This window comes from Aquamicrobium sp. YD-1-mutant5, from assembly GCF_059509755.1.
The window spans coordinates 56,945-70,892 of record NZ_JCAKKP010000001.1; the positions used below are offsets into that span (position 1 = coordinate 56,945).

The 13,948-nt window shown below is 63.1% G+C and carries 14 protein-coding genes; 6 read left to right on the top strand and 8 right to left on the bottom strand.

From position 1 onward, the window contains the following. Positions 1-356 precede the first annotated feature (356 nt). From AC5XE7_RS00270 to AC5XE7_RS00290, 5 genes are all read right to left on the bottom strand, one after another. Entirely contained in the window at positions 357-1,037 is a 681-nt protein-coding gene (locus AC5XE7_RS00270) for an ABC transporter ATP-binding protein (RefSeq protein ID WP_210307247.1), read from the bottom strand. Beyond that, the gene (locus tag AC5XE7_RS00275; protein WP_495364601.1) at positions 1,037-2,320 is read right to left on the bottom strand and encodes a lipoprotein-releasing ABC transporter permease subunit; all 1,284 of its coding nucleotides are present in this window, start codon (positions 2,318-2,320) and stop codon (positions 1,037-1,039) included. Before AC5XE7_RS00275 ends, AC5XE7_RS00270 begins: the two co-directional genes overlap by 1 nt. Beyond that, positions 2,317-3,645: a proline--tRNA ligase gene (gene proS / locus AC5XE7_RS00280; RefSeq protein ID WP_183830880.1), complete on the bottom strand. Its 1,329-nt coding sequence runs from the start codon at positions 3,643-3,645 to the stop codon at positions 2,317-2,319. The genes AC5XE7_RS00275 and proS overlap by 4 nt, the downstream gene beginning before the upstream one ends. Positions 3,646-4,387: 742 nt before the next feature. Beyond that, entirely contained in the window at positions 4,388-4,861 is a 474-nt protein-coding gene (locus AC5XE7_RS00285) for a methyltransferase family protein (protein WP_495364600.1), read from the bottom strand. Further along, a complete protein-coding gene (locus AC5XE7_RS00290) occupies positions 4,858-5,853 on the bottom strand; it encodes a heparan-alpha-glucosaminide N-acetyltransferase (protein ID WP_495364599.1) in 996 nt (331 codons plus the stop codon). The genes AC5XE7_RS00285 and AC5XE7_RS00290 overlap by 4 nt, the downstream gene beginning before the upstream one ends. Positions 5,854-6,068: 215 nt before the next feature. Here AC5XE7_RS00290 and AC5XE7_RS00295 point away from each other — a divergent pair, with 215 nt between their 5' ends. The 4 genes from AC5XE7_RS00295 to AC5XE7_RS00310 are packed head-to-tail and all read left to right on the top strand — an operon-like array spanning position 6,069 to position 9,163. Further along, positions 6,069-7,268: an MFS transporter gene (locus tag AC5XE7_RS00295; RefSeq protein WP_239799026.1), complete on the top strand. Its 1,200-nt coding sequence runs from the start codon at positions 6,069-6,071 to the stop codon at positions 7,266-7,268. Positions 7,269-7,279: 11 nt separating this feature from the next. After that, the gene (gene cobU / locus AC5XE7_RS00300) at positions 7,280-7,786 is read left to right on the top strand and encodes a bifunctional adenosylcobinamide kinase/adenosylcobinamide-phosphate guanylyltransferase (protein ID WP_495364598.1); all 507 of its coding nucleotides are present in this window, start codon (positions 7,280-7,282) and stop codon (positions 7,784-7,786) included. A gap of 1 nt (position 7,787) precedes the next feature. Next, positions 7,788-8,411 carry a cob(I)yrinic acid a,c-diamide adenosyltransferase gene (gene cobO, locus AC5XE7_RS00305; RefSeq protein ID WP_495364597.1) on the top strand — a complete coding sequence of 208 codons (624 nt, stop codon included), beginning with the start codon at positions 7,788-7,790 and terminating at the stop codon, positions 8,409-8,411. Continuing rightward, on the top strand, positions 8,411-9,163 hold the full coding sequence (locus tag AC5XE7_RS00310; RefSeq protein ID WP_495364596.1) for a class I SAM-dependent methyltransferase: 753 nt from the start codon (positions 8,411-8,413) through the stop codon (positions 9,161-9,163). The genes cobO and AC5XE7_RS00310 overlap by 1 nt, the downstream gene beginning before the upstream one ends. 101 nt (positions 9,164-9,264) lie before the next feature. Here the strand turns inward: AC5XE7_RS00310 and cbiB are convergent, their stop codons facing one another. Continuing rightward, on the bottom strand, positions 9,265-10,233 hold the full coding sequence (gene cbiB, locus AC5XE7_RS00315; RefSeq protein ID WP_495364595.1) for an adenosylcobinamide-phosphate synthase CbiB: 969 nt from the start codon (positions 10,231-10,233) through the stop codon (positions 9,265-9,267). Between cbiB and cobD the strand changes: the two genes are divergently transcribed. After that, positions 10,232-11,260 carry a threonine-phosphate decarboxylase CobD gene (cobD, locus tag AC5XE7_RS00320; protein ID WP_495364670.1) on the top strand — a complete coding sequence of 343 codons (1,029 nt, stop codon included), beginning with the start codon at positions 10,232-10,234 and terminating at the stop codon, positions 11,258-11,260. The genes cbiB and cobD overlap by 2 nt on opposite strands. Further along, positions 11,257-11,766, top strand: a complete 510-nt coding sequence (locus AC5XE7_RS00325; RefSeq protein WP_495364669.1) for a tyrosine phosphatase family protein — start codon at positions 11,257-11,259, stop codon at positions 11,764-11,766. The genes cobD and AC5XE7_RS00325 overlap by 4 nt, the downstream gene beginning before the upstream one ends. Before the next feature lie 97 nt (positions 11,767-11,863). Here the strand turns inward: AC5XE7_RS00325 and AC5XE7_RS00330 are convergent, their stop codons facing one another. Together AC5XE7_RS00330 and AC5XE7_RS00335 are read right to left on the bottom strand one after the other, a co-directional pair. Next, positions 11,864-12,667 carry a creatininase family protein gene (locus AC5XE7_RS00330; RefSeq protein ID WP_495364594.1) on the bottom strand — a complete coding sequence of 268 codons (804 nt, stop codon included), beginning with the start codon at positions 12,665-12,667 and terminating at the stop codon, positions 11,864-11,866. Between the two features lie 88 nt (positions 12,668-12,755). Beyond that, entirely contained in the window at positions 12,756-13,937 is a 1,182-nt protein-coding gene (locus AC5XE7_RS00335; RefSeq protein WP_495364593.1) for a pyridoxal phosphate-dependent aminotransferase, read from the bottom strand. Positions 13,938-13,948: the final 11 nt, after the last annotated feature.

Below are 13,948 nucleotides of genomic sequence, written 5' to 3' on the forward strand. Positions count from 1 at the left end.
GTTTCGGCAGGAAGAGCGGAAGCGATGACCGGCGACGAAGATGGCGGGTCAATGCGCGCGCAGGACACTATAAAAGTGGCGGGGCGAATCGAAGGCACTGTCCGCGAATAGCTCAAGACAAGCCTGTCGAGGATGGCGGGACTTTTGTCGGGTCAGGCGAGGGGGCGCCGAGCTCGAAGGCCAGCACCCCAGACCGTGGAGTCGATCGGCGAGGATCGGATTTCGGGCATGGGGCAGACTGGTGAGGCAGACCGGGCTTGTGGCTGCCGACCATGCTGGAACGCCGGGGGTGACCTGCGGACCACATGATGCGGGGCGCGCTACGTCAGGCTGCGCGCCAGATCGGAAGCGCCGCCTCAGAGGGGAACGACGCGGCCTTCAGAGAGGGTGACGCGGCGGTCCATGCGTGCGGCAAGTTCGTGATTGTGTGTGGCGATCAGGGCCGCAAGGCCCGACTGCTTTACGAGCGCGGACAGGGCCTGAAACACATAGGAGGCGGTGACGGGGTCGAGATTGCCCGTCGGCTCATCGGCCAGCAGCACCAGCGGCGCATTGGCGACGGCACGGGCGATCGCCACGCGCTGCTGCTCGCCGCCCGACAGTTCGGAGGGGCGATGGGTAGCGCGCTTGCCGAGCTGCATGTAGTCGAGCAATTGCCCGGCACGCTCGGATGCCTCCTCGCGCGACAGTCCCTTTATGAGCTGCGGCATCATCACATTTTCCAGCGCGGAAAATTCCGGCAGCAAATGGTGGAACTGGTAGACGAAACCGATGTCGTTGCGGCGGATCGCGGTGCGCTGGTCATCCGAAAGCTTGCCGCACTGACGGCCGGCCAGAATGACTTCGCCGGCATCCGGGCGTTCCAGCAGTCCGGCCGTGTGCAGCAGCGTCGACTTGCCGGTGCCGGAAGGGGCGACCAGCGCCACCATTTCGCCCGCATGCAGCACGAAATCGGTGCCGTTGAGAATGGTAAGCTTGCGCTCGCCCTGCTCGTAATGACGTTCGACCGCCTTGAGCTCAAGAACCGCTCGCGCCATCACTCATACCTCAGCGCTTCGACCGGATCGAGACGTGCGGCTCGCCATGCGGGAAACAGCGTTGCCAGAAACGACAGCACCAGCGCCATCAGCACCACGGAAAGCGTCTCGCCCATATCCATCTTCGCCGGAAGCTGGCTCAGGAAATAAAGCTCCGGATTGAACAGCACGGTGCCGGAAATCCATGAGAAGAACTGGCGGATACTCTCGACATTGAGGCAGATGAGGATGCCGAGGAAGACGCCGGCCAGCGTTCCCACCACGCCGATGGCCGCACCCGTCATCAGGAAGATGCGCAATATGGCGCCGCGCGTCGCGCCCATTGTGCGCAGGATGGCGATGTCGTGGCCCTTGTCCTTCACCAGCATGACGAGGCCGGAAATGATATTGAGCGCCGCCACCAGCACGATCAGCGTCAGGATCATGAACATGACGTTGCGTTCCACCTGAAGCGCGGAGAAGAAGGTCTGGTTGCGCTGGCGCCAGTCGCTGAGCAGCACCGGCCGCTGCGCCGCTTCCTCCACCTTCGGCCGGAGTGCATCGACGGCATCGGGATTGTCGACATAGATCTCGATGCTTTGCGCGAGATCTTCCATGTTGAAATAGAGCTGCGCCTCGGCCAGAGGCATGTAGACGATGGAGCTGTCATATTCCGACATGCCCACCTCGAAGATCGCCGTGACCGGATAGCCCTTGAGCCGTGGCATGGTGCCAAGCGGCGTGATGTCGCCATCCGGCGATATCAGGGTGATCATGTCACCCAGTCTGAGGCCCAGATTGTCGGCCATACGCGAGCCGATGGCGACGCCCTCGGCCGTATCGAAGCCGACCAGAGACCCCTGGCGGATGTTGTTGGCGACGATGGACACCTTGCCGATGTCTTCGCCCCTTATGCCGCGCACAAGCGCGCCGGTACCGGAGCCGACATTGCCCTGCGCCAGCACCTGTCCGTCGATCAGCGGCAGGGCATAGCGCACGCCGGCCACGCCGTTGATGCGGTCGGCGACCTGCGCATAGTCCTCAAGAGGCAGGTCGATGGGCGTCACGATCAGATGGCCGTTGACGCCCAGAATGCGGGTAAGCAATTCGGCGCGAAAACCGTTCATCACCGCCATGACCACGATCAGCGTCGCCACGCCCAGCATGATGCCGAGGAACGAGATAGAGGCGATGACTGAAATCACCGTCTCCTTGCGGCGCGAGCGCAGGTAGCGCCAGGCGACCATGCGCTCGAAACCGGAAAATGGCCCGGCGGAAGAGGGTTTCGCTGCCGCCTTGCTCATGCAGCCCCGCCCAGACGGGAAATGGCAGCGGCGATCGGCAGCGTTTCGCGCTCGCCGGTCTTGCGGTTCTTCAGTTCAACCTCGCCGGCGGCCACGCCGCGCGGGCCGACGATGAGTTGCCACGGCAGGCCGATAAGATCGGCGGTGGCGAACTTGGCGCCGGGGCGCTGGTCGGTGTCGTCGTGCAGAACGTCCTTGCCGGCAGCGGTGAGCGTTGCCTCAAGCTCGGCGCAGACGCGGTCGCATTCGGCGTCGCCCGCCTTCATGTTGATAAGCGCGACGTCGAACGGGGCGATGGCTTCGGGCCAGATGATGCCGTTCTCGTCATGGCTGGCCTCGATGATGGCCGCGATCAGGCGCGACGGGCCGATGCCGTAGGAGCCCATGGAGACGAAATGCTCCTTGCCATCCGGGCCGGTCACCCTGGCATTCATCGGCTTGGAGTATTTTTCGCCGAAGTGGAAGATGTGGCCGACCTCGATGCCGCGCGCCGAAACCTTGTCGCTCTCGGCAATGGCATCCCATGCGGCTTCGTCATGCATCTCGTCGGTCGCTGCGTAGGGCGTGGTCCATTTGGTGACGATGCCGGCGATCTCGCCGTCATTGCCGAAGTCGACGTCCTCGCCGGGCACCTCATAGCCGAGATAGTCGCGGTGGCAATAGACCTGACTCTCGCCGGTTTCGGCCAGAATGATGAATTCATGGGAGAGGTCGCCGCCGATGGGGCCGGTGTCGGCGCGCATCGGAATGGCCTGCAGGCCCATGCGCGTGAAGGTGCGCAGATAGGCGACGAACATGCGGTAGTAGGCAGCCTTCGCGCCCTCGAAATCGAGATCGAAGGAGTAGGCGTCCTTCATCAGGAACTCGCGCGAGCGCATGACGCCGAAGCGGGGGCGCACCTCGTCGCGGAACTTCCACTGGATGTGATAGAGGTTGAGGGGCAGGTCCTTGTAGGACTTGACGTAGTTACGGAAAACATCCGTCACCATTTCCTCGTTGGTCGGCCCGTAGAGCATATCGCGCTCATGGCGGTCCTTGATGCGCAGCATTTCCTTGCCATAGGCGTCATAGCGCCCGCTCTCGCGCCACAGATCGGCCGACTGGATGGTCGGCATCAGGATTTCGAGCGCGCCGGCGCGATCCTGCTCCTCGCGGATGATCTGGCACACCTTGTCGAGCACGCGCTTGCCCAGTGGCAGCCATGAGAAACTTCCCGCGCCCTGCTGGCGAAGCATGCCGGCACGCAGCATAAGGCGGTGCGAGACGATCTCGGCCTCGCGCGGGTTTTCCTTGAGGATGGGCAAAAAGTAGCGCGACAAACGCATAAGCTGATTCCGTGAGAGAAAAGGCAGCGCCGGAATCGGCGCGCCGGGGCCTGTTTGCTTCGGCTTCATAGCCATTTCATGGCAAGTTGGAAACCCGCCGCAAAAACCCGTATTTTCATGCGCCTTCTTACCGTGCTCGTGGCCGGCAAAACCATGACCATCCGAAAGGCAGTTCGTGCCGACTTATTGTGCAATGCAGCACATTTAAGTCCAGATGGAGGCAAAATTTCTAGTGACTTTGCCGGCTTTGTTGGTCTAGTGTGCTCAACATAATCGAGAGAGCAGCACAAAAACTGTTCTCCTACGCGGTCTAAAGTCTTGGGAGGATGCGATCTAGGCGCGGTTACTCGCAGCCGCCGGATACCGGAAGCAGATCGGACGCGTTCATTGTGCAAGGCTTCTGCCTTGCATTTTTTTTTGTGCAGAATTCAGCCGCTCTTCACATGCATCGGGTTGAAATCACGCTTTAACGTGGCATCTCAGGATGTTGTTCCCCGTTGCTTTTCTGATCTGACATTTTTTGTCGCACTGCTGTTGGCCTGGCAGACGTGACTGGAGGTTCTTTGGGGGCGGTTCGTGGCCGAAGCCGCCTCACCTGTGCATTTGCCGGTGAACCAAGGCATTGTCAGGACAGAGTGTCGTAACCTTTCAGATCCGCTCCTTACGCTTTAAGCGCCTGCTGTTACGCATGTCGTTGTGGTGGCGGAACAGCGGTGGCTTACAAGGCGGCCACGGCATGTCTTCAGAACCAGCGCCGAACCTTCCTGGAATAGTCGCGATATTTGCGACCGAACTTTTCGGCCAGTATCTTTTCCTCGAATTCGATGGCGATCTTCTGCGTCACGAATGCCGCGACGATGGAGATCGGCAGGAACCACCAGTTGCCCGAAACAAGACCGACGCCAAACAGAAGAAGCGTGTTGGCGAGGTAAATCGGGTTGCGCGTGATGGAAAAGGGGCCGCTGGTGAGCAGATGGCTGGGTTCTCCCGAGGGATCGAGCGTGGTTCCCGCCTGTCTCATTGCGCGGAAGGAAGACACCCACAAAGCGATGACGGCAATGATGATCAGCCAGCCTATGGCATAGAGCACGTTGCCGAACGGGCCGGTCATGCGCGGCAGAGGGACGAGCAGACCGAGGACTATGCCGGCGGCAATTGCCGCAAGATAGATCAGCGGCGGCCATGGGACCCTGCGCCAGGCTGGAACTGCTTTCATTCTTCCTCCCCCATCAGCTTCATGTCCGTTTCCGCTGTACAGATCGATGCGAGTTCCTGAACGCGACGGGACAGTTCTTCATTTTGCGTTCCGCTCATCACCTTGTCGACAGTGCCGTCTTTTTGAACCGCGTCAAACATGCAGCCGCAATAGGCTGTGCAGAAGCTTTGGTCGCGGGATCCACGGCAATAGGTCTCGCAGCCATGCATGAACCCGGTCCTCGGGTCCTGAGCGGGCGCCGGAAAGACCTGTGCGAACAGCCACAGGCAGGCGATCAGGACGGGCTGGTGGATGAGGTAGAAGGCAAGGCTGTGCTGCCCGATCTTGACGAGGGGGCGCAGGGTGGGTTGCGGCAGTTCTCCGCCGAGCCGGGCCAGAAGGTCGAAATCGCGCGCGAAACGTGCGGCCGCCATTCCGGCCAGAACCGCGGCGAACCATGGAAACAGCGGCACATAATCGTTGGAACGCGGGCTGATGGTGGACAGGCCGAGCCACCACAGGCCCGGATGATCGAAGATCGGCATGCGCAGGAATTGCGGCGCCATGGCCACGAAAACCGTCGCAACAGCCAGCGCCCATGCGGGAAAGCGCAGAAAGGCGAGGCCGAGCAGGCTTGCGAGTGCGATGTGATGCAAGATGCCGAAGAAGATGAAGGAGCCCGGCGTGGCGAACCATGTTGCTATGGTGATCGCCGCCGCTGCGGCCACGATCATGGCCAGCCGTTTGCCGAAGCCGTTCCAGCGAATGCCGTTGCCATGGGCGAGCATGAGGCTGAAGCCGACCAGAAACAGGAAGCTGGAGGCGATGCAGCGGGCGTAGATCTTCCAGCCGCCGAAAGCGGTGAGGCCGGGCGTCACATAGCCGAAGAACTCCAGATCCCATGTGAAATGGTAGCTGACCATGGCCAGCAGCGCGATGCCGCGGGCTACGTCAATGGCCTCGATGCGGCGGTCTGGAATTTGCGAAGCGGGAGTAGGCGACGATGAGTGCATGGAGGCTCCGGCGGGTCGGTCTGAGAGTCGTACCATGCCCGCCCGGATGCCTGCAGTGCAAATCCGACGGTTTTAAGTTGGTCCAGATCTGAAAAGCCTTTGGACTATTTCGCGTTTTCGGCCGGGAAAGTCGGTTTCCCGCTACCGTCCTGGGTCACAAAGGCTTCACAATGGCGGCTGGCGAATCCGCCGGCGGGATTCGACGGGAGGATTTCATGGTTACGCATGTGCGGCACCCCATCTGGCTGCGGCAGGTCCGCCCGGCCGGAGCCCGCACCTTCGCTTCGCTTTATACAGTGGAATCCTTTGCGCGGGCCACCGTGTCCAGCGTGATCCCGATACAGGCCTATGAAATCCTGCAGAGCGAGCAATCGGTTTCCGTTCTTTATACGGTGGTGTCGCTGCTCGGTCTTTCGGTCACGCTGTTCATGCCGATGCTGATCAGGCGCTTCGCGCGGCGCTGGGTCTATACGGCAGGGGCATGCCTTCTGGCTGTCGGATCGCTGTTCTTCATTACCGACACGCTGATCGGGCAGGCGCTTGGCATGCTGTGCCGGGTGATGGGAGCCAGCGCGCTGTCGATCACGCTCAACCTCTACATCATGGACCACATCCGCAAGACCGAGTTCATCCGCTCCGAATCGCTGCGCATGGCATGGTCCACCTTTGCCTGGACCGGTGGGCCGACGCTCGGCATCCTGCTCTACACCCGCTACGGCATCTATGCCGCTCACAGCGTGGTGGCCATCGTCGCGCTCATTCTGCTTGCCCTGTTCTGGTATTATCGCCTGAGCGACAATCAGATGATCGCGGCCGGCAAGAGCCGCGCACTGAACCCGATAACCAATATCGGCCGCTTCATCGCGCAGCCCCGCTTGCGGCTGGCTTGGCTGATCGCCTTTGGCCGAAATTGCTACTGGACGACCTTCTTCGTCTACGGGCCGCTGTTCATGCTCATTGCGGGCGAAGGAGAGGTGGCGGGCGGCCTGCTGATTTCCGCCGGCAATGCGTTGCTGTTCACCGCCATCTTCTGGGGCAGGGCCGGCAAGCGCTTCGGCACGCGCGGCACCATCGCGCTCGCCTTTGCCGCCATGTCCGTTGCCCTGTTTGCAGCCGGCTGGGTCAGCACCACCGCACCGCTGATTACCGGGGCGCTGCTTCTGTGCGGCGCGCTGTTTACCATCGCGATCGATGCGCTCGGCTCCACCGTGTTCATGCGCTCGGTCCATCCCTATGAGCGCTCGCAGATGGCGGCGGTCTACCGCACCTATCTCGATTTCTCGGAACTGACCCCGCCGATGGTCTATTCGATCGTGCTGGCCTTTTTCGGCCTCGGCTCCGTTTTCGTCACGCTCGGCCTTCTGATGGTGGGGTGCGCGGCGGTAAGCTGGCGTTATGTGCCGAAGTCGATGTAAGAGTGGCGGCCATGAACGGCCTGACATTCATCATCGGCGGCGCGCGTTCCGGCAAGAGCCGGCATGCGGAAGAACTGGTTGCGGGGCTGCCGGCACCCTGGACCTATATCGCGACGGCGCAAGCCTATGACGACGAGATGCGCGCCCGCATCGGTGAGCATCGCAGCCGGCGCAGCACCGGCTGGCACACCGTCGACGCACCGCTCGATCTCGCCGGCGTGCTGGCTGCGCAGCCGCAGGGACAGCCGGTGCTGGTCGATTGCCTGACGCTTTGGCTGACCAATCACATGCTGGCCGAACACGATCTCGATGCCGAATGCCGCCGGCTCGCCGAGGTTTTCGCCAGTCCGCGCGGGCCGTGGTTCGTGGTGTCCAATGAGGTGGGGCAGGGCATCGTGCCGGATAACGCGCTTGCCCGCCGTTTCCGTGATGAGGCGGGGCGGCTCAACCAGAAAATCGCAACCATTGCCGACACCGTCCTCATGATGGTGGCCGGGCTGCCGCTGAAGGTGAAATGATATGGCGGACGAACGCAGGATCGACGATGCGGAGGCGGAGCGCCATCGCGCCAAGATGGAAAAGCGCAAGGCGGTTCAGGATGCCGAAGTGGCCGCAAAGACGGTCGAGAAAGGTCTGCTGATCGTCAACACCGGGCCGGGCAAGGGCAAGAGCACGGCCGCCTTCGGGCTGGCGCTGCGCATGCTGGGATATGGAAGGCGGGTGGGCGTCGTCCAGTTCATCAAGGGCGCGTGGCATTCCGGCGAGCAGGATGCGCTGGCCCGTTTCGGCGATCTGGTTTCGTGGCACACCATGGGCGAAGGCTTTACATGGGAAACGCAGGATCTGAAGCGCGATGTCGCCGCCGCGCAGGCCGCATGGGCGAAGGCGCAGGAGTTGATGGCCGATCCGACGATCAGCCTTGTGGTGCTTGACGAACTCAACATCGCGCTGCGCTACGACTATCTCGACCTCGACGAGGTGGTGGCGGCGCTGAAGGGGCGTCGCGAGGGGTTGCATGTCGTGGTCACAGGCCGTAACGCCAGGCCGGCCTTGATCGAGGCCGCAGATCTCGTCACCGAAATGGGGTCCACCAAGCACCATTTCGCGGCGGGCGTGAAAGCGCAGAAGGGAATAGAATTCTAGTGCAAAATCGTTATGGGACGCTGGCCGCCTGGGTCTATGAGCTGGACAAGCCGGTTGGCCGGTCCTTTGGCGACGTCGAATTCTATCTGGAGCGTCTGCAAGGCGTGACGGGTCCGGTGCTTGAACCTGCTGTCGGCAACGGGCGCCTGTTCGTGCCGCTGCTGGAGGCGGGGCTGGACGTGAAAGGCTTCGATGCTTCCGAGGAGATGCTGGGCTATTGCCGCGCAGCCTGTGAGAGCCGGTCGCTGCCGGCGGCGCTGAGCCGGCAGACCTTCGAGGGTTTTTCCTATGATGAGCGCTTCGAGGCTATCCTCGTGCCGCTCGGCTCCATCCAGCTGATCACCGACTATGAAGCCGCACTTGGCGTGCTGAAACGCTTCCATGACCATCTCGCGCCCGGCGGGCGGCTGATCCTCGACCTCGATGCCATCGATGGTTTTCTCGATGCGCCGCATTCGGTGCGGACATGGAAGGCCGGCGAAGACCTGCTGACGCTGACCGCCGACCGGATCGAGACGGACTATGTGGCGCAGACAACCACGACCAGCCTGCGCTATGAGCATTGGCGCGCCGGCAAGCCGGTGGACAGCGAGATCGACCTGTTCGCCCTGCGTTGGTGGGGTGTGGCGGAATTTGAACTGGCCTTGCGAGCTGTCGGCTTCAGCGAGGTGAGCGCCTGTGGCGACTACCAGCATGGCCGTAAGCCGCAGAAGGGCGATGGCATCATCACTTTCGAGGCGCGGCGCGCCTAGCGCGGCTGACGCCCGAACAAATCCGGACTGCCGCGCTGTCTGTCTGTTTAGCCGTAGTTATGCAACATCAGGTGGTTCCACCTGACTGCAAAATCCTCTGATCAGACGAGCCAGAGCGCCGCCGCTGCCAGACCGAATAGCGCGATGAGCAGCATGTCGGCGATCCGGTAGAGTTTCAGTGCGCGGCGAATGTCGGCGGCCTCGGCATCGCGCCGGCCGCCTTCGCCCATGAAGGAATCATCCACCGTGACGCCGCCATAGACGCGGGGACCGGCGAGGGCGAGCCCCAGCGCGCCGGCCATGGCCGCTTCCGGCCAGCCGGCATTGGGTGAACGATGTTTTTTGGCATCGCGCCGGATCGCCTGCCAGCCGGCATGAGCGTCGGCGCCTTTCATCAGGAAAGCGGCGACAACGATCAGCAGGCCGGTCAGCCGCGAGGCGGGGAGATTGACCAGATCGTCGAAGCGTGCCGAGGCCCAGCCAAAGGCCTCATGACGTGCGGTGCGGTGGCCGATCATGGAATCGGCGGTGTTGACGGCCTTGTAGGCCGCGCCGCCAGCCAGTCCGCCCACGCCCAGCCACAGGGCAGGGGCGACGATGCCATCGGAAAAATTCTCGGCAAGGCTTTCGATGGCGGCGCGGGAGACGCCTGCTTCGTCCAGTTGCTCGGGATCGCGGCCGACGATCATCGACACCGCCATGCGCCCCGCTTCAAGGCCGCCGGTTTCCAGTGCGGTCGCAACGGCCTCGACATGCTCGCCGAGGCTGCGTTGCGACAGCAGCGAGGACGCCAATATCGCGGTGACAAGGAAGCCGAAGGCAACGCGGCCGAGCAGCGTCTCGATGGCGAAGGCGATGGCGGCGGGCACCGATACGATCACCAGAAGCGCCAGCACGCCGCAAAGCCGTCTTGTCGCGCCGGAAGAGGAGGCGAGGTTGAGCGTTCGGTCGAGACAGGATATCAGCCTGCCGATCCAGGTGACGGGATGGCCGATGGCGCGGAAGAGCCAGTCCGGATATCCGGTGATGCGTTCGGCAACCAGCGAGATGAAGGCAATCAGGACCGACATGGATATTCCGGGCGAAGCATTGGCGGCGGTCGATCATGGCGGAAGCCTCGGTAGGGCCCGGGCGCTGTTTCCGCAGGCGCCGGAACCCTTCGTCGATCTTTCAACCGGGATCAATCCGCACTCCTATCCGCTTTTCGACCTGCCCGCCACCGCCCTGACCCGTCTGCCCGAGCAGGCGCGGGCGGAGGAACTCACAGCCGTCGCGGCCGCAGCATATGGCGCGCCGTCGCCGGTAAATGTGGTGAGTGCGCCCGGCACGCAGATCTTGCTGCCACGCGTCTGTTCACTGGTGAAGCCGGGCCGGGCGCTGGTGCTCGGACCGACCTATGCCGAGCATGCGCGCGCCGCCCGCATTGCCGGCCATGAGGTGGAAGAAACGCCGGATTTCGGCGCACTTTCCGCAGCCGACCTCGCCATTGTCGTCAATCCGAACAATCCGGACGGGCGCGTGATTGCCCGCCGCGACCTCACGGAACTGGCGTCCCGTATGGAGGCCAAAGGCGGATTGCTGGTGGTGGACGAGGCTTTCATGGATGTCGGCCCGCACCGGGAAAGCGTTGCCGGTGATGTGGGACAGGGCGGACTGGTGGTGCTGCGCTCCTTCGGAAAATTCTTCGGCCTTGCCGGCGTGCGGCTTGGGTTTGCCCTTGCCGACACGGAGACCGTGGCGCGGCTGGCCGGCGGTTTCGGGCCATGGGCCGTCTCCGGCCCGGCGCTGGAATATGGCATCAGGGCTCTTTCCGACGCGAACTGGCAGCGACAGATGCGGGCTCGGCTGGAAGGCGAGGCGGAGCGGCTCGACAGGCTGTTCGCCGGCCGCGGCGTCGAAGTGCGGGGCGGCACGCCGCTCTATCGCTACATGGAATTTGCTGAGGCCAGCGCGCTTTTCCGGGCTCTTGGTGAGCACGGTATAGTGCTGCGCCATTTCAGGGATCGCCCGCATGCGCTGCGCGCAGGCCTGCCGGGGAATGACGCGGAATGGCGGCGGCTGGAGGCGGCGCTGGCCAGATGGAAGGGCGCGCGATGATCCATGTCTGCCCGCTTTCGAAACTGGAGCAGACCGTCTCGCGAACCGGTGCGGGAAGGCTGGTCACGCTGCTTTCCGCCGACATGGACATGGCGCGCCCGGCCTCGATCGCGGAGCGGGATCATCTTCATCTGCGCATGAACGACATTGCCGAATTGCGCGACGGGCTGACCCTGCCGGGCGAGGCGCATGTGCGCCGCCTGTTGGATTTTGTCTCTGAATGGGACCGCGCGAGGCCGATGGTCATTCATTGCTATGCTGGCGTCAGCCGCTCTCCAGCCGCCGCCTATATCGTCGCCGCTGCCCTCAATCCCCACAGTGACGAGGCGGAACTTGCCGCCATGCTGCGCTGGCTCTCGCCTTCCGCGACGCCCAATAGTCGCCTGATCGCGGTGGCCGACGCGCTGCTCGGCCGCGAAGGGCGGATGATTGCTGCGATAAAGGGCATTGGGCGCGGGGCGGATGCGTTCGAGGGCGAAGTGTTCGAACTCGACCCGTTCGGTTAGGCGTTTCCGCTTTTACCGAATCTCGGAAACACCCGTAACCCTTTAGGTTGACGCAATTCCGAAAACAAAACCGCGTCGCATTTTTGCTGGAATTGCTTCAGCTAAGCCAGTCCGCAAGCCGTGCCTTGCGCACATCTTCCAGCAGGGTGACGAAACCCCTGGCCTGATGCTCTGCCGTCAGCCGGCCTTTTTCGGCCGTGGCGGCGGCGGCGTTGCCGACCACGCCATGCGGGTTGAGGTCGCTGGCGATCCACGCAAAGGCATGCGGGCTCTGTGCGTTGAGCAGGGCGAATTCCCGTTCCGCCTTGTCGGCGCGGGAGGCGAAGTTGTCCGCTTTTTCCAATTCAACGAGATCGGGGCGGAAATGCAGCATCAGCGAGGTTTCCACGTCGCCGCCATGAATGCCGCGCCGAACCTCATGCGCGCTGAACAGTCCGTCCGGCCGTCCGAAGCGTTCCCAGCTCGTGCGCACCGCCATCATGCCGAAGCGGACGCGCAGATTGCGGGTGACGATGCCCATCACCTCCTCGTTGCCGCCATGCGAAGTGATGACGACCAGCTTGCGCACGCCCGCGCGCGCCACCGATGCGCCAAGCTCGTTCCAGGATTCGATGAGACTGGCTGCAGGGATGCTCAGCGTTCCCGGCGCGTAGACGTGCTCGTCCGACTTGCCGGCTGCCTGTACCGGCAGGATGCGCAGATCGAGGTCTTGGGGAACAAGCGGGATTGCGGTTGCCAGCATGCCGTTCATGATGTCGGCATCGGTGGACAGCGGCAGATGCGGTCCGTGCTGCTCGACCGCCGCCACCGGCAGCACGGCGATGGTCTCTTCGGGGTTGATCTCAGCGAAGTCGGGCGCCTTGAAGTCGCCCCACCAGATTTTCCGTCCCTGCGCTGCCATTCCGCTTTCCCGAGATCTGCCTTGCCGGATAATCCTCAATCAGTAGCGTTTCCGGCCGGGCCTGTCGATGCAGAGGCGTGGCGAACGCTCAGGCGGCCTTTCTTGCGTAGTCCGACGCGAAGCGGAGCAGCCGGGTTGCTGCCTCCTGCAAAACCGGTTCCGGCTTGCACAGGCTGATGCGGATGTGCCCGGCGGCGGCCTCGCCGAAGCTGGAACCCGGCATGACGCTGATCTTTTCGGCATCGAGCAGCGCCCAGGCGAAGGCCTCGTCGTCCGGTTCGATGGCCGAGATGTCGAGCATGATGTACATGCCGCCTTCGGAGCCGCGCACCTGAATATGGTTGGCGCCGCTTATGGCTTCGAGGAAGATGTCGCGCCGGCCGGCATAGCGGGCGGCGATTTCGGCTACGCCGTAGTCATTCTCCATGGCTTCGGCGGCGGCATGGGAAATGAAATCGGGCAGGCCATAGGTGGATACCAGATTGAATCCGGTCAGCAGATCGACAAGCTGCTTCGGAGCCGTCAGCCAGCCGATGCGCCAGCCGGTCATGCCATGGCTCTTGGACATGGAGTTGATCACGATGGTGCGCTCGGCCATGCCGGGCAGGGCGCGGGGCGACAGGTGTTCGGAAGCGCCGAGCGTCCAGTAAACCTCATCCGAGAGCAGCCACAGATCGTGACGCCGGCACAGATCGGCGATGCCTTCCAGCGCCGCGCGCGTGTAGACGGCGCCGGTCGGATTGTTGGGCGTGTTGATGAGGATGGCGCGGGTGTTGGGACGCAGTGCGGCCTCGATTGCGGCGGCATCGGGCTGGAAGCCATCGGCGGCACGCGCTTCCACGATCGTGAATTCGGCACCGGCCGCGCGGAACGTGCCGGGATAGGTGGCGTAATAGGGCGCGACGACGATGGCGTGGCTGCCGGGATCGAGCGTTGCCTGCAAGGCGGCGTAAAGGGCTGCCTGTCCGCCGGGTGCCGCTATCACCTGTTCAACCGGGGTTTCAACGCCCGAGCAGCGGGTGGACAAATGCGCCATTGCGGCGCGCAGGCGCGGGATGCCGGCCAGATGCGTGTAGTGGTGGCGCCCCTCGCGGACTGCCGCCACACAGGCTTCGACTGTTTCGGCGGGCGTATGAAAATCATGGTCGCCAACCGAAAGAACGATGATGTCGTTATCCGCCTGACGACGCATCAGCGCTTCCGCGTGGACTTCCCAGCCGCTCTTGCCCGACGGCATGAGGTTTGTGATTCGTGATGAGGCTGAAGGCATTTTTGTTCGAT